Genomic DNA, 15852 nt, shown 5'->3' with positions numbered 1-15852 from the left:
TCTCCCCCATCTACTCAATAAAATGATCGAATCCATATATCATTCCGGTATATTCCATTACCTTCTGAATACCCAATTTGACACCCGGCATATATCCTGCACGCTCGTAGGAATCATGTCTGATCTTGAGCGACTGGCCATACCCGCCAAAGATTACTTCCTCTTGGGCAAATACACCGGGAAGCCTTACGCTGTGAATGCGGAATCCGTTGTAATATCCGCCGCGGGCGCCTTCAATAGTTTCTTCCTCCAGCGGATTGCCTTGACGCAGCTCCTGCCGTACCTCCGAGATCAGTTCGGCAGTCTTTACAGCGGTCCCCGAAGGGGCATCAAGCTTCTGGTCTCCATGATACTCGATAATCTCCAAATGAGGAAAATATTTTGCTGCCTGTGCCGCAAATCTCATTAAAAGTATGGCCCCTATCGAGAAGTTCGGCGCAATCAGGCCGCCAATCCCCTGATCCTGACACTGCTTGTCCAGCTCGGCAATTTGTTCAGGTGTAAATCCTGTCGTCCCGATTACCGGCCGTACTCCATATTTAATAGCAAGAGCGGTGTTAATATAAGCGGATTGGGGAGTGGTGAAGTCTACCAGCACGTCGGCTGAGCTCGCCGCCAAAGCCGTCTCTAAATCCCCGGAAACGCTAATGCCGGCTTCCGGCAGGCCTACCAGCCGGCCGGCATCCTGTTCCTGCGGAGAGTGGTCTACTGCCGCCGCCAGCTCCAATGCTTCATCCTGAAGCACAAGCTTCACTACTTCTTGCCCCATTCTTCCGCCGGCACCGGATACAATGACTCTGATTTTGTCACTCATATGTTTATCCCCGCTTTCACTAGTTGTGTAATTACTGCATATACTTTTGTAGCGATTTCTGAAGATCCTTCATCAGCTGCCGTAATCCGGCATCGTCCGGATGCAGGGAAATGACTTCTTTCAAGGCCGCAATAGCCTGTAAATGCTCATTCATCCGGCTGTACGCAAGAGCTAGCCACACGTAGGCATCACCGTTTAATGGATCGAGCATAACCGCTTCTTTTAATAATGTAATCGGTCTGTACGGATTCTTGCTTCCCTTGCCCTCCGCCTCCAGCAAGCCTTTGGCTTCATGTACAAGAGTCAATGCCTGCAAATGCTGCAGATGCAGCGTATACTCGGGCTTGCTGCCGTCCAGGGCCACCGCAGCGAGCGCGTGCTCAATCGCTTTATCCAGTCTGCCGTTACGGGCATAAGTAATTGAGCAGCGGTAACGAACCTCCGCATCACCCGGACTTTCCGAGATGGCAGCCTCGAAACAAAGAATGGCCTCTGCAAAATCACTTCGCAAAATACAACGGTATGCCTGTCTAACATAATCTTCTGGACTCATATGCACCATCCTCACGGCTAATTGCCGGTCGTATGGTACAGCATATGTCTGAATGGCCTAATCGGTGTCTTTTTTCGTCCATCTCCCGGCATCACGGGTATTGAATTTGTGCATGACTTTATTATGGGCTTCAGTCAGGTCAATGCCGAGTGAATTGGCGAAGCAAACCGTAATAAACATAATATCGCCCAGCTCCAGCTCGATGGAATTATCCGCTTCGTCCTTCCTTTTCGGCTTTTCGCCGAACTGGTGGTTGACTTCCCGGGCCAGTTCTCCGACTTCCTCGGACATTCGTGCGAGCATAGACAAAGGACTGAAGTAACCCTCTTTAAATTGGGATATATAAGCGTCTACTTCTCGCTGGATGTCCCCAAGACTTTTGTCCATAAATTGCCAATCCTCCTCCTTGCAGCATCTTGCCTTCTGTTTGCCCCTATGTTATCGTAAAGACGTTTTGAAGACAAATCTTTTTTAATGTCCGGCTAAAAAGGAATACTATCCTTTAGGTTAAGAAAAACTGCCCATAAAGAGGCCAAACGAGGGATTTTATGAGTTCATCCAAAACCATTGCGGTAAGTAAAACAGTAGCTCCCATCCTGCTCGGCACGGCGATTTATGCTTTCGGGCTGCTGTATTTCATTATTCCCAACCAGCTGATGGAGGGGGGCGTCACCGGGATCACCATCCTGCTTAATTATGCCTTCAATATTCCCATCTTCCTGACAACACTGGTTCTTAATCTGCCGTTGTTTATATTGGGGTGGAAGGTTCTGGGAGCCAGGCAAATTGCCTATACCGGAGTCGGTATCGGAGCATTATCCTTTTTCTTGTGGATTTTCGAAAGAATGATTGATTCTGGCTGGATCGAACCGTTCCGCACGGAGCATGACTTCATTCTGGCTTCATTATATGCGGGTGTGACCCTCGGCCTCGGTCTTGGCATTGTTTTCAGGTTCGGAGGAACAACCGGCGGCGTCGATATTGTAGCCAGGATTTGCGGCAGAAATTTCGGCTGGAGCATGGGTCAGGTCATACTTTCCATCGATATTATTATTATCGGCGTCTCATTGCTGTATATTCCGAGAGAAAAAATACTATATACACTTGTAGCTGTATTTATAGCCTCACGGGTTATTGACTTCATTCAAGAAGGTGCTTACGCCGCAAAAGCCTTTACCATCATCAGCGATCATGCTCCCGAGATTGCGGATTTGATCACAGCTGAAATGGATCGGGGGGTTACTTTGATTCCCGCTATCGGCGCGTACTCCAAACAGGCCAAACATATGGTGTATTGTGTGGTATACCGCCAGGAAATCCGCAGGCTCAGCCAGCTGGTTAAATCCATAGATCCGAGGGCTTTTGTAATTATCAATGATGTGCATGACGTACACGGAGAAGGCTTCCGGGAAACGTAGCTCCAGGGACTATTAATCAGATGCAAAAAGAGCCGGATGTACGGGTTTTAACCGTTCATATCGGCTCTTTTTCCAGTAAAAATCAACTGCTATTAACAGATACTATACCGGACGCCAACTCTGTCTTTCTGCGCGATATTTACGGTAACCCGCATATACCAGTGCAGCCAGTATGAAGCTGGCCGCCAGAAGTCCCCATATCCCGTATGCCTCCGGTGCCAATGGAAGCGACAGAGCCGGCTCATCTTTCTCCTTGCCGAACAATACTCGTGCAGCATCCTGTCCGTATGAAACAATCTCCAGTAGCCGTGTGCGGTTAATCGGCTGGGAAGAATTCGGGACCCCTGAGGCGTAGGACAGCCACGAATCAAAAGCGTTTACCTCTTCCGGCGGGCGGGAAATAAGAATAGCTGGTCTGATGTTCTCATATCGGCTCTGAAGACGCTGGACAGCCGTCTTCCAGGCTCCCAAATCATTTACAGACGCGCTTTTCTCCATATTATTCAGATCTTCGCGGATCAACTTATAATATTGCAGCCACATCGGCTGGCGTGGATGATTCAGACTGTTCGCGGCAAGCCGCAATTTGGCTGCAGCAGATTCCCACCGCTGCTGGGAAATTTCCGCTCCGGCCACGGCGGCTTTCAGATCAATAATCACACCTGACAGGGCATTAATACCTTCTACAGAGGTCAATCCTTCAAAGGAAGACGCAACAAAAAGGCGGGATACCGCTTCAGTGTCCTGACGAACCTTGGTTACATCCCCCTCAAGCACATGACCATATAGAACCTCCGCAGCTTGTTCCAACTGCAGCGCCCGGCTTTTCGCACTAACTTGAGCTGCTCCATTGTCCACGGCCCCCGAGGCACTCCCTGCAGCCGCAAAAGCTCCCCCTCCGAATGGCAGGAACAGTATCGAGCAAAGGATCAGACCAAGAATTTGATTATACCCTTTAAGCGGCATGAGACATCCCTCCTGCCTTATAACTATGGCAGGAGGACAAGGGTTAGAACCTTATGACCTAATAGAAACGGGGTCACCAGGTGCGCTTGCGCCCACTTGTTAACCAAGCGGCAGCTGCACTGAATAACGTCAGACCCAACGTGAAAAATTGGACTCCGGTAACATCATCCTCCAGCACAGACGGCAGCCATGGATATACACCGAAAGAATAATCTACGGTATCGTTCAGCAGTGTCCATAATACGGCAAGAGGCAGCAGTTTCCTATAGGAGAAGAATCGGGCGTAGAGCAGAGCCTCCACCGCCATGCCGGAGTGGGAAATGATGAGCATCCAATCCTGCCAGTTTAAATAATTGCCTTGATAACCGCCTGCTGCTATTATGCTCACTGCCCAAATTCCATATTTCACAGAGGTAATGACGGCCAGCGCTTCCACTAAACTGCGAATGGTTGACCCAGTGATGCTTTTTGGAGGATAGAGCAGTAATAGAAGTGCAGCCGTAAAAAAGAGACTTGCTGTCGGGCTGTCGGGAACTAGCGGAAGCAGCCATAGCGGATAATTAGCCGCCGTAAATTCCAGTTGATTGCCGTACCATATGTAACCGTAAATCGTTCCGAGGAAGTTAACGGCGAACAGCAGCCACAGCACTCCCCGGTGTTTAAGTATTCTTCCACTCGATTTTCCAAACATAAAATGGTCAGACCTCCATAATGTGCAGCTTTGCGAATTAACAGACTAAAGCCTGACCGCATAACCGATCAGACTTTGCGACATAATACTATTTTACTGTTCGCTTTTTTGTTTCGCAAGCCAACCGGCAAGATCGTCCACATCCTGATCGCTCAGACCCGCATTTATTGCAACATCATACATCTTGGGCATGTCGCCATAGCCTTCTTTAATTATACTAAGAATACCTTCCTTGTCGTAAACATCTCCTACACCTCTAAGCGAGGGGCCGGCACCACCCTTCAGATCGGTTGCATGGCAGGAGATGCAGGTAGCCTGTTTAAAAAGTCCCATGGCGGGATCATCCTTGTCCACAATAGCAACTGTATTAGTCTTTACAGCACTGGAAGTGGGTAATCCCTTAGCTTTGTTCTCCGCCGCCTTTTCCTCACGTTGGATATCCTCCGGAATTTGACCGGTAGCTGCCATCTCATGCTTATATTCCGTCCAGGCGGTATTCGTAAGATAAATAATGGCTGCCAGGGAGAGGAACATGAGAGATGAGGCGATCGGTCTGCGATAGAAGCGGCGTTCCCTGCCTGTGTCCAGAAAAGGTGCCAGCAAAAGCGCACCGAATGCTACGCCTGTAACGCCGAGTGTTCCGAGAACGATATAACTCCCCGAAGCATACGGCAGCTTCAAGTATTGATACAGGAATAGAAAATACCAGTCGGGGATCGGTATTACCGTTGCCGTTGCCGTTGCGGGAAATCCCAGCGGTGCTGGCTCTGAAATGGTAAGCACCATAATTCCGACGAGAACTACTACACCAACCATCCATTCTTTTAGCAGAAAATTAGGAATAAAGGCCTCAGATTTGCCCGGATAAGCACTATAGTCTGGAGGTGTAATAAATCCGCTGCCTCTGCGTACGCGTGAATCGCCGACAAATACAACCTTTTCTTTGGAATTGTCTCCGTGTGCCATCGTATTCCTCCTCTCTAAGAGTTGCTTCGCGATCGTTTATAGCGGACCTGAAATACCCTGTTTGCGAATCATGATAAAGTGTCCTACAAGCAGAATAAGCAGGACCGCCGGGAGGAAAAATACATGAAGTGCAAAGAATCGGGTCAGCGTTTCAGCGCCTACAATCGTGCCGCCCTGCATCAGTTCCTTTAATACCGGACCCATGACAGGAACAGAATTGGCAATTTCGAGCGTAACCTTGGTTGCAAAGTAGGCCTTGTTGTCCCAAGGAAGCAGATATCCGGTCAAGCCCAGACCCAGCATTACAAAAAAGATCAGCATCCCTACTACCCAGTTCATTTCACGAGGCGCCTTATACGAGCCGGTAAAAAATACGCGCATCGTATGGAGAAACATCATAACAATAACGAGACTGGCGCCCCAGTGATGCATCCCGCGGACGATTTGCCCAAAGGCAACCTTGGTCTGTAAATATTCAACGCTGGCATAAGCATTCATGATATCGGGAACATAATACATCGTCAGGAACATGCCGGATAAAATTTGAATAACGGTTATAAAAAACGTAAGTCCGCCGAAGCAATACACAAACGCCGAAAAGTGATGGGCCGGGTTTACATGCTCTGGAACCTCATGATCGGCCACGTCTCTCCAAATTGGCGTAATGTCCAGACGCTCGTCAATCCAGTTATAGACATTTTTAAACATCACTACGCCTCCTTGTTGACTTCGGTATTCGGGATGATGTCGCCCAAAAGAACCCACCCGTTTTCGATTTTCACAGTGTATTGATCCAGCGGTTTGGGCGCTACGGCCAGGTTTTTACCCGCCTTTGTATAACGTGCCCCGTGGCAAGGACAATGGTATTCATCGGGAGTGCTCTTGTTGTTGTTCCAGCCGACCGTGCAGCCCAGATGCTTGCAAATCGGTGAAAGCGCATAAATTTCTCCCTGCTCATTTTTACGAATCCAGGCTGTAAGTGTAGCTGCACTGGCATACCATCCGTCCTGCTGCTGAAGCTCAAAGTTAAACTCCTGCGGCTGGTCGGTAATGATTTTGGTCTCTGCAACCTTTATGAAATCCCCCTTGCCTTTCTTATGTAGAATCGGATCTACCGCGAAACGGACCATGGGGAGGATGGCGCCGGCTCCCATAAATGCGGTGGCGCCGCCGAGTGTGTACGTTAAAAATTGTCTGCGTGACATCTCTTTGCGGCCGGGTGGTTGGTTGGGCCAGGTCTCTTGTTGCTCATTATGGCTGCTCATACTGTTTATAACCCCCTCTTCAAAGTATAAAGCACCTATCGGTGTTGCTTGAAAGATGTCATTAAAGAAGATCCGTATTCATTTATAATGCGTTTTCAATGATAATAATCACACGACACATAAGTTCAACCTAATCATATCTTATGCTTCAGAAAACCGTCAAGAATATTGTCCGTTTTGTGACAAGCCAAAAAGTGTTCACTCTTCGAAATTGTCGTTATTTAGTCACATTTAAAATGGAACCCCTTGCTGCCATAGTGTTTGTATTTTTTCAGATAGAATAGCCTGTATTTCTGTATGGGAAAGAGACTTCATTTGGTGCATAGAAAGAACTAAATCGCTTTCAATAATATCTTCTTTCTTAATCTCCAAATCGGCAGTCAGCACCACAGCATACCGGAAATTTATGGATTTGACTTTTCGGCAGACCTCATTCATTAGCTGTAAAGATAGATCACCCGTGTATTGAAAAACCGGATAGGTTATAATACGCCCCCGAAAAGGCTTTTCTACATAATCCATGAAATCGCGCAATCTCTCCAAGGCTGCCACTGCATCGACAGGACTTTCTGCTCCTGTCAGTCCCGTAAATGGAATAAGGCAGGTATCATAAAACTGTTTGTTCTCCTCCCACATCATGGAGTCAAAATCACTAAATTTCAATGTTGCTCATCTCCCCTGCTATAATCAACTAATCTATAACAACACGAAGAAACGGATCTTCCGTCCTTTTTTGAACAGAATCCGTTTCTCCAATAAACGCAAGCTAAGTACAAAAGAACATTATACTTTTTTATGCCAAGCTTTTCAGTTCTTCTGTCAGGTTTCGGAAAGCAGCCTCGTCCCCGGCAGCCAGCGCCGTGTCAATCTCCCGGTACAAGATGTCGCTGCGGCGCTTGCGCAGCGCTTCGTCCCACACCATTTCCGCCGCTAAACCCAGCATCACTTCATAGGTAGCCTTCATTTTGTCCATTCGAGATACACCTCCGCTGTTTAAATTATTCCGTATTCTTTACCTTTCATCACATAGCTCTCTGTCGTATGCGCCATCCTTAGCAAGTCCTGTTCGGTCAACTCACGCACAACTTTGGCCGGGGAGCCGAGAGAGAGCGTATAGGGAGGAATTCTTTTGTTTTCGGTTACAATAGATCCTGCTCCTATTAAAGCATATTCACCAATCTCGGCTCCGTTCAACACAATTGCGCCCATTCCAATTAATGTACCTTTACCTATTTTGCAGCCGTGAATAATCGCTGTATGCCCTACGGATATATCGTCCGCCAATATAAGCGGCAGACCTTCGCCCACATGGCCTACGGCACCGTCCTGAATATTACAGCGTTCCCCGATAATAACCGGTGCCAGATCCCCACGGAGTACAGCATTGAACCAAATACTCGAGTTCCGTCCCACTTTCACGTCACCGACCAGCTTAGCTCCTTCAGCGACATAAACCGAGCTATCAAGCTGGGGTATGTAAGACCCATAAGCAATCCGCATACTTCCCCTCCCCCTTACTGCATCTGCTTTTGACGAGCCGCCTCCACTCCCCAAGGTGTCACCATGCACACCAGTCCCTCTGAGGTCTCACCCAGCCGCAGCATTCCCAGATGCAGCATCATACGCAATATGCGCTTTTCCAAAATCGAACCGGCGTCGTCGTAGTAAAACGGCTTGATCAGCCAACCCACTGCTTCCTCTAAGGAAGAGACTGTTACCCATTCTCTTGCACTGATGCTGATCCAGTAAATAAGAGATGGGAGGTTTGGAATAGCACCTTTATACAGTCTTAACCAAAAGGAGTATAACTGCAACAGGCTTTCGCATTTTCCTTCATCGAGTACCGAATTCCCTGCCGGAGTAAGCCTGAGACGGAATCCATCCTCGGAAATCCAGCGGCGATGACGGGCGTAATCATATAACAGAGCGAATCTTGGAGGATAGTGCTCAAAGGCTCTGCCGTATCCAAAGGTCCAGCCTCCTTTGGTAAGTGGGGGTTCAGGAATGTGCAGGGCATTCATTAGTCCCTGTTGAAATCGTTTATACAGCGCCCCCTCCAGATTCAGCTCCGGCTCATTGTCTCTTACATAACGCAGAAACAATAATAGATCACGAACGCTCATATCACCCTCATCCCTGTACATTTCAGGCTCGCTGCTGTATGTGATCCGCTCTCTCAGGTTCTCCCCCATATGATCACGGAAGCGCTCTTTCAAATCTAAAGGCACCTGAAACAAATAACGGGTTTGCTGGGAGGGACCGCTAAAAATCCAGCCTCCGCTCTTAAATCGGGAAACAATATCCCGGTAACTCCCCTTGCTGCCATCAGGGACGTCAAACGTCGCCTGCCGTGCGGCGGCGAGCAAATCCTCCAGACTGAAATAGCTTCGTTCATCGAACAATAATATGTTCATGAATCGCAAATCCCCCGGAGAGCACTCCCGGATATGATCCCTCATGAATTCTTTGCTTCCAAGCGTGATCAAAATGTTCTGAATCAGGTCGTGCTTGGAATTTCGTTTGCATTCACAGTGGTATCGGCCCGCTATAGCGGTCAGTTGCCCAATATCTGCGTATGTGAGCATATCCGCCAGATTCATCTTTTATCGCCTCACCGTTTTACTACCATTATGGGAAATACAGCCCTTTTTATTCCCCATATGCAAAAAAAATAACCCGAAAGGTCGGGTTAGTGCTGCTTTTGCAGAATATGGCGGGAACAATTGTACAGCAGCGGGTTCCATTCCCGATCCTTTTTCTCCAGAATTGTCAGTGACAAATTACCGATCCGTTCAGAATATTTATCCTTATACAGCGCATTGTAAAGCTGAGCCAAAAATCCCCCATGAGACACAATAAGCACATTGCGGTCCGGATAATTTACCACAAGGTCCTCCAGAAAAGCAAGTGCACGGCATTGCAGCTGCCCGTCACTCTCTTGTCCCAAATCCAGTTGATTCCAATCCTTACCCCACTTGCGTTCACGCTCTTCAGCAGTAAGTCCTTCCACCTGGCCGTATGCACGTTCACGGATCCGGTCGTCAGGGTCCAGCAGCGGAATTCCCAGCCTGGCTGCAATAATACTCCCCGTCTCTTCTGCACGAGAAAGGTTGCTGGTAATACAATAATCCCAGCGGTAGGCCTCTTGCAGGAGACGTTCTGCCAGCATTTCCGCCTGCATCCGGCCTTCATCGTTTAACGGGATATCGCTATGCCCCTGTATTTTGCCTATAGCATTCCAATCGGTCAGCCCATGGCGTATTAAGCCAATCAACATCTGCACACCTATCCTCTCTCATGTTTTGTTTCTTAATGTACCACGGATGAAATCAAATGTCTTCTTTTTAGAGCATATTGGGTGCAATGAAGTGCTAGTTTTCAGAAACAAAAAAGCCTCTTTACATTTGTAAAGGGCTTTTATGATCTGCGGTAACGGTTCAAACGACTTAGAGAAATAACTGACAAAACGATGCCGAGCATAGACAGCACCATCCAATATCCCGGGTGAGACGGCCCCATGCCGGCCACGAACGGTTCAATAATTCCGCTGTCAGAAGCTGTTGCAGGATAAGAGGACGTCCAATCCAAAGATAATCCGGCAACACCTGTATCCACTATGCCGCTCTGCACTACTGTAGTGTCAGCTGGATTCTTAAACATCGTAAAGTATAGAAAGCTGCAAAGAAATACCGCCAGGAAGCAAGCTATCCAAAGACTGATCCTGCGCCGGAATACAGCCGGATTGCCCGCCGATTTCCCGTCACCCGGCAGCAGCCAGGGACTTTCGAGATAGATGCGCTCCATTACTTTAACATTTATAACTTCAGCACGCTCTTCACTAATATGTTCTTTCATGTCTTGGATAAGCAGACTGCTTTCCTGGCATAATTCCCATTCAGCTGCACAATAAGGACAGCTCGCAATATGCTTCTCCAGTAAAATCCGCCTTGGATGAGTGGGGGGAGCGTCCCACAAGTGCGGAATATATTCCTGCGCTTCCCTGCAGTTCATAGGCCTTACACCCTCTCAGCCTGCTCTTCTAGTACAGGCTCATAAAAATAGGATTCGAGCTGGAGCTTCACGCTGCTCCTGGCGCGGAACAACAATGATTTTACAGAGCTTACACTCTGGTCCAAAATAACAGCAATTTCCTGATAGTCCATTTGATCGTATTCACGCAGGATCAGCGCCGAGCGCTGCTTCTCTGGAAGGTTGTTGATGGCTTCACGAACCAAATTCATCCGTTCTTTGCGAAGTGCAGCCTGCTCAGGAGCCACCTCTAGCGGAGCTATAGGTGTGTATCCACTCTCTTCCAACGACACATTGCCTGCACGGTGCTTTCTTAGCTCACTAAGCACAGTATTGCGGGCGATCGTATACAGCCAAGTGGAAAAGGAAGCATCGACCTCACGGAAGGAATGCAAGCTCCGGAACGCCTTATAGAACGTCTCTGAGCAGAGATCCTCTGCAATAAGCTCCATATGGGAGTTCTTGAGCATGTGATAGACAAATGCCAATATTTTGCGCTGGTACCTGCGCATTAATTCCGAATAAAGTTCTGTATCGCCTTGTTTAATAAGCTGGATCAACTGGGAATCAGTCATGGTGGGGTTCGGCCCTCCTCGCCCTTACACGTCTATCCCGTCCGGTCCTTATTGTTATTACCGGGCAGGGCTTGAAAAGTTGCGGTGCATGTACAATTGGGTCTGGCTCCATACAAAATACTCCTATGTATATTCACATACCCAATAATTCAGGCATGCTTCAGCTGAAACATACTAAAATATAACATTCTGCAAAAATACTTTTCTATTGTAACACACTTCCCTAGCAAATTTCAGTAATAGACCTCAGTTTGGTAGATTTGCATAGAATGTTCAGCATTATTTTACATAATATTTCGGACATAACACTAATATATTTCTCCTTCTTTTATATATTCCTTCCCACTCTGTAAACAAGAATATTTAAATAAGAATTAAGTGTTGACAAAATGTAACCGTATACATATAATAAAAGTACAGTATGGTTTCTCTCCACTCCTATCCAAAACTGCTGCTCTTAATGAGCAAAGGCCGCTTTTGTAAGCGGTCTTTTTTTTGTCTATTTTTAGAACTGCCTACAAAAAAGCCGGGGCGCAGGCCCAATGTCATTAAGATAAGCTCAAAGATAAGACTGGGAATAAAAATGGAATCCGAAACGGCATGGGAAAAAGCCCTGTGCCGTTTGTTTTTTTGGTGCAAGCAAGAAAAAAGCGCACAGCAAACAAGCGGACGGAATATCCGCTTAAAAAAATGTTCATACGAAACGAATTATGCTACTCTGTAGACGAAGCTAACGACTGATTTCCAGCGGATTTTGCGCGTATTCTTCTGCCCTGGGCGAATGGGTCGAATCGGCAAAATGTTCTTGCGAATCAGTGCTTCTACATCGGGCGGGGGTTCATCGTCCCGTGAGCGCAGGAAATGTCTACAAACGTGAACGGCAACCGTGAAGTTGACTTGGTAGGGGTGCCGTTTATCCATTTGGGAAATGACGACGTGCGAGGTCATCATTTCAGCGAAATTGTACAGGATCATTCTTGCAAAAATCTCTTGGGTGATGGACTCTTGTCTCTTTGCGTGAAAATTCGTCAGGCCGACGGTGTATTTCAATGCCCGGAAAGAGGTTTCAATGCCCCATCGCATGTTATAAATGGACTTGATTTCATCGGGTGGGAAATCAGCGGCAGAAAGATTCGTAATGACGGTTTCATAAGCGCCACCCGGCAGGACGAAACGGACAACCCGAAAGGAAATCGGGTAAAACAAGTTCTCGTGCAAATCTAAAAAATCAAAGGTAGACGTGGAAGGGACGAACTTGTACATCTCAGGATGAGCCTTGACCTCTTTGGTTTGTTTTTTGGTGAGTGTCAGATGAACGTCCATATCAAACGCTCCGCCAGAGGGCAGATGCAAGCCCGAAAGAATGCCATTCGAATCCAAATCCTTAACCCGTATGACATAGCTCCACCCTTTGCGTTCCATATGCGCGAAATTGTTGTAACTTTCATAACCCCTATCGGCAGTAACAATGGTTTTGCCTTGAATGGGGGAACGGTCAACCATGGCAGCCAGCGCCCTTCCCTCGTTGCACAACCTCCGTGGCTGAATAATGGCATCCACGTAAAGTCTGTTGCATAAGTCATAGGCTGCATTCAAATGCAGAAGGTTGTAGCCTTTCGTGTTCGGTTGACTTTGGAAATAGGTATCCGTGTCCGCCCGGTCGGTTGCGATATGCAAATCCGAACCGTCAATGGCAAGTAATCGATACCCTCGGTAGTCCTTGATATCCGTATAGGATTGCGTAAATTCGTGAAACAAGAATTCCACAGCAGACGGCAGGATTTTATTCCTCTGTTGGACAAAAGCAGAAGTGGTTGCGGTGTTTACGTCATAGCCCTGCGATTCCAAGAGTTCCTTGTAAAGGCTGTTTCCTCCCATGGAAATCAGGAGTTGCATGACCGTTTCAAAGGGCAGCTTTTTCTTTCGGGTAAAATCTTTTTCAGGGTTTTTGACAAAAGGAGCGGGTGCGGCTGACATTTTTCGTATGAGGGATGTCAGCGTTTTTTTTAGCGAGATCGCGTACTCATCCATTGGCGTAACCTCCTCGTTTTTTCAAGGGGCTTCGCCACACATTTCCATCTGCTTGTCAAGTTCTTTTTTTAGTGCAAAAAAAAGAGCGGGCTATCTTTTCGATAACCTACTCTTTTTCTTGATTTTTGGCCTTGCGCCTTAACTTAATGACATTGGGCGCAGGCCCCGGCTTTTTAGACATATACCAAATAATCATTATGCTGCAGCAGAATTTTGGCCCGCTCCATGTCACTCTCCTGGCGAAAGGATAGACGCATAATACCCGGAACGTCCTCCCGGCTCTCAATAATCTGTATGTTGCTAAGGTTGATGCCCTGATCTCCAAGCTCCGTGGCTATTCGCCCAATAATACCCGGATGGTCAGGCACATCAATGTGCAGGTCGAACAACGGGGCAATCATGCCTTTCCGCCGTTCAGGCAGTTGGCTGCGGAACCCGTTCGCCTCATCAAATGCTTCTTCTATGCCCGCTCCATCCTCTGACTCCAGCAGATGAACAAAAGAAGAAACCTCCTGATTCCAGTCCTTCAGCAGCTTCAGCATGACCAACCGGTTATTCAATAAAATATCTCGCCAGATTACGGGATCACTGGAAGCAATCCGCGTGATGTCACGGAAGCCTCCAGCGGCAAGCGTACTGTACAATGAGTCCGTGTCATCATAGGCATGAATCTGATTCACGAGCGCAACCGCAATAACATGCGGTAAATGGCTGATCGCGCCAACGATTTCATCATGGCGTTCCGGATCCAGACGGACGATCTGCGCTCTGGTATGTAGTAGCAAGGACTCCAGGGAACGGTAGGCCTGTTCCGGGACTCCAGGCGGTGGCGTCAATACATAATAAGCATTCTCGAACAGCAGCGAAGAAGCTGCCTCCACTCCCGAGCGCTCCGATCCTGCCATCGGATGTCCACCTATAAAATGGACACCAGGAAGATCCAGGGAGACAGCGCATGCTGCAATGGTTGCCTTCGTGCTCCCTACATCAGTAATAATACAGCCGGGTTTGAGCGGAAGTACGCTTAATTTCTGCAAATAGCTCTCCAGCATTCCTACTGGTACGCACAAAAAAATGTAGTCGGCATCCAGCGCCGCCTCTTCAAACGAAAGTGTGGCACTGTCAACGACACCCCTGCTGACATACTTGGCTGCTGATTCAGGGCGATGGGCATGGCCTACAACATACAGACCCTCCTTGCCTTTGAAGCAAAGGGCCAGAGAGCCGCCGATCAGACCGACACCGAATATTGCTATTTTTGTCGTCATGTTCTTTGAACTACCCGCCTTCTATATTTTCTATTCTCTGTGCAATTATGCTCTTACCCCTTGCTCGCTAAGCACCTGCTCCAAAGCCGTAACAAATGCTATATTCTGCTCCGTAGAGCCGACTGTGACTCGGATATAAGAAGGGTACAGACGATGTCCCGCTCTCACAATGACTCCCTTGCGCAATAAGGAATCGAATACATCAACCGCAGACTTGCGGACATCAACCATAATGAAATTTCCATGTGCCGGAAAAGATTCCAGACCGAGCCGCTTAAATTCCCTCTGCAGCTGAATAATTCCCGCACTATTAAGCCGACGGCATTCCTGTACATAATCCTGGTCCCCTAAAGCTGCCAAAGCTGCTGCCTGAGCCAGACGGGAAGTATTGAACGGTTCACGCACTTGATTGATCAGCTTAATGATTTCTGGACTAGCGACACCGTATCCAATTCGAAGCGCCGCCAAACCATAAATTTTGGAAAATGTGCGCAGAACAACAAGGTTGGAATAACGCTCCAGCAGCTGGATTCCGTTAGAGTAAGAGAGATCCGTTACATACTCAGCATAGGCTTCGTCCAGCACGACCATAACATGGTTTGGTACCGAGTCCAGAAAAGTCGTTAAAGCTTCTTCCCCCACGATTGTCCCTGTGGGGTTGTTGGGATTGCAGACCCAAATGACTTTGGTCCGGTCAGAGACACAGGCCAGCATCGCATCAAGGTCATGTGTTCCCGAAGCCAACGGCACCTCAATAGTTACGGCACCTTCGATGTCGGCGTTGCTCTTATAGACAGAGAAGGTCTGGTCAGCCATGATCGTCTCATCGCCAGGCAGAAAAAAAGCCCGGGCAATAAGCGCAATGATCTCGTCTGAGCCGCATCCAAAAATAATATTGTCATTCTTCACCCCAAGATGACCGGCCAACGCTGAAGTCAGTTCAGCAGCAGAGCCATCGGGATAAACGCTGAGATTGTCCAGCTCTGCTACAATAGCAGCTCTGGCGCTCGGGGATGATCCGTACGGATTCTCATTGGAAGCCAGCTTGATCACTTCACTTAAGCCCAGCTCTCTCTTCACTTCTTCGATAGGCTTGCCCGGCTTGTAGACAGGCAAATTCACGATATTAGGTTTTGGATTCATTAAAAGCCCTCTCTCCGTCAGTAATTAAATGCTTATTCGAGACTGGCCGTTCTCCGTAGAATCATCACGTCTCAATTAACAGGAAAAATTCCTGTTATTTCTTAATAATATCAGAAAATATAAACTTCCTGAA

General features: G+C 47.8%; 19 protein-coding genes. 1 reads left to right on the top strand and 18 read right to left on the bottom strand.

Annotated elements, in window-relative coordinates; translation table 11 throughout:
- Positions 1-10 precede the first annotated feature (10 nt).
- From dapB to PaeBR_RS10955, 3 genes are read right to left on the bottom strand one after another with little or no spacing between them, the layout of a single operon-like run.
- Positions 11-814 (bottom strand): 4-hydroxy-tetrahydrodipicolinate reductase, encoded by an 804-nt coding sequence (dapB, locus tag PaeBR_RS10965; RefSeq protein WP_410514836.1) that lies wholly within the window; start codon positions 812-814, stop codon positions 11-13.
- 31 nt (positions 815-845) lie between these two features.
- Positions 846-1367 (bottom strand): tetratricopeptide repeat protein, encoded by a 522-nt coding sequence (locus PaeBR_RS10960; RefSeq protein ID WP_410514835.1) that lies wholly within the window; start codon positions 1365-1367, stop codon positions 846-848.
- 57 nt (positions 1368-1424) lie between these two features.
- The gene (locus tag PaeBR_RS10955) at positions 1425-1754 is read right to left on the bottom strand and encodes a nucleotide pyrophosphohydrolase (RefSeq protein WP_410514834.1); all 330 of its coding nucleotides are present in this window, start codon (positions 1752-1754) and stop codon (positions 1425-1427) included.
- Between the two features lie 161 nt (positions 1755-1915).
- On the opposite strand from PaeBR_RS10955, the gene PaeBR_RS10950 reads away from it, so the two are divergent.
- Complete coding sequence (locus tag PaeBR_RS10950) at positions 1916-2785, top strand: YitT family protein (protein ID WP_410514833.1); 870 nt, start codon at positions 1916-1918, stop codon at positions 2783-2785.
- A 102-nt stretch (positions 2786-2887) separates the two neighbouring features.
- On the opposite strand, the gene PaeBR_RS10945 is transcribed toward PaeBR_RS10950, so the two are convergent.
- From PaeBR_RS10945 to hisC, 15 genes are all read right to left on the bottom strand, one after another.
- Entirely contained in the window at positions 2888-3751 is an 864-nt protein-coding gene (locus PaeBR_RS10945; protein WP_410514832.1) for a sporulation protein YpjB, read from the bottom strand.
- A gap of 73 nt (positions 3752-3824) precedes the next feature.
- Entirely contained in the window at positions 3825-4442 is a 618-nt protein-coding gene (locus tag PaeBR_RS10940) for a DUF1405 domain-containing protein (protein WP_410514831.1), read from the bottom strand.
- Positions 4443-4535: 93 nt separating this feature from the next.
- Positions 4536-5408, bottom strand: a complete 873-nt coding sequence (locus tag PaeBR_RS10935) for a c-type cytochrome (RefSeq protein WP_410514830.1) — start codon at positions 5406-5408, stop codon at positions 4536-4538.
- Positions 5409-5444: 36 nt separating this feature from the next.
- A complete protein-coding gene (gene qcrB, locus PaeBR_RS10930) occupies positions 5445-6116 on the bottom strand; it encodes a menaquinol-cytochrome c reductase cytochrome b subunit (RefSeq protein WP_410514829.1) in 672 nt (223 codons plus the stop codon).
- A 2-nt stretch (positions 6117-6118) separates the two neighbouring features.
- Positions 6119-6673: a ubiquinol-cytochrome c reductase iron-sulfur subunit gene (locus tag PaeBR_RS10925; protein WP_410514828.1), complete on the bottom strand. Its 555-nt coding sequence runs from the start codon at positions 6671-6673 to the stop codon at positions 6119-6121.
- 231 nt (positions 6674-6904) lie between these two features.
- Positions 6905-7336, bottom strand: coding sequence for a DUF2487 family protein (locus PaeBR_RS10920; protein WP_410514827.1), 432 nt, complete (start codon positions 7334-7336; stop codon positions 6905-6907).
- 130 nt (positions 7337-7466) lie between these two features.
- The gene (locus PaeBR_RS10915; RefSeq protein WP_036657134.1) at positions 7467-7646 is read right to left on the bottom strand and encodes an IDEAL domain-containing protein; all 180 of its coding nucleotides are present in this window, start codon (positions 7644-7646) and stop codon (positions 7467-7469) included.
- A 20-nt stretch (positions 7647-7666) separates the two neighbouring features.
- Positions 7667-8173 carry a gamma carbonic anhydrase family protein gene (locus PaeBR_RS10910; protein ID WP_410514826.1) on the bottom strand — a complete coding sequence of 169 codons (507 nt, stop codon included), beginning with the start codon at positions 8171-8173 and terminating at the stop codon, positions 7667-7669.
- A 14-nt stretch (positions 8174-8187) separates the two neighbouring features.
- Positions 8188-9273 carry a hypothetical protein gene (locus tag PaeBR_RS10905; protein WP_410514825.1) on the bottom strand — a complete coding sequence of 362 codons (1086 nt, stop codon included), beginning with the start codon at positions 9271-9273 and terminating at the stop codon, positions 8188-8190.
- A gap of 89 nt (positions 9274-9362) precedes the next feature.
- A complete protein-coding gene (locus PaeBR_RS10900) occupies positions 9363-9950 on the bottom strand; it encodes a histidine phosphatase family protein (RefSeq protein ID WP_410514824.1) in 588 nt (195 codons plus the stop codon).
- Positions 9951-10090: 140 nt separating this feature from the next.
- A complete protein-coding gene (locus PaeBR_RS10895; protein ID WP_410514823.1) occupies positions 10091-10528 on the bottom strand; it encodes an anti-sigma factor in 438 nt (145 codons plus the stop codon).
- A gap of 161 nt (positions 10529-10689) precedes the next feature.
- Positions 10690-11277: an RNA polymerase sigma factor gene (locus PaeBR_RS10890; RefSeq protein ID WP_410514822.1), complete on the bottom strand. Its 588-nt coding sequence runs from the start codon at positions 11275-11277 to the stop codon at positions 10690-10692.
- Positions 11278-11985: 708 nt separating this feature from the next.
- The gene (locus PaeBR_RS10885) at positions 11986-13308 is read right to left on the bottom strand and encodes an IS4 family transposase (protein WP_410511435.1); all 1323 of its coding nucleotides are present in this window, start codon (positions 13306-13308) and stop codon (positions 11986-11988) included.
- 173 nt (positions 13309-13481) lie between these two features.
- Positions 13482-14576, bottom strand: coding sequence for a prephenate dehydrogenase (locus tag PaeBR_RS10880; protein WP_410514821.1), 1095 nt, complete (start codon positions 14574-14576; stop codon positions 13482-13484).
- 45 nt (positions 14577-14621) lie between these two features.
- Positions 14622-15719 carry a histidinol-phosphate transaminase gene (gene hisC / locus PaeBR_RS10875; protein ID WP_410514820.1) on the bottom strand — a complete coding sequence of 366 codons (1098 nt, stop codon included), beginning with the start codon at positions 15717-15719 and terminating at the stop codon, positions 14622-14624.
- Positions 15720-15852 lie beyond the last annotated feature (133 nt).

It is taken from the genome of Paenibacillus sp. BR2-3, assembly GCF_046529485.1.
Classification (GTDB): Bacteria; Bacillota; Bacilli; order Paenibacillales; family Paenibacillaceae; genus Paenibacillus_AQ.
This window is presented reverse-complemented; position numbering and strand designations above follow the sequence as displayed.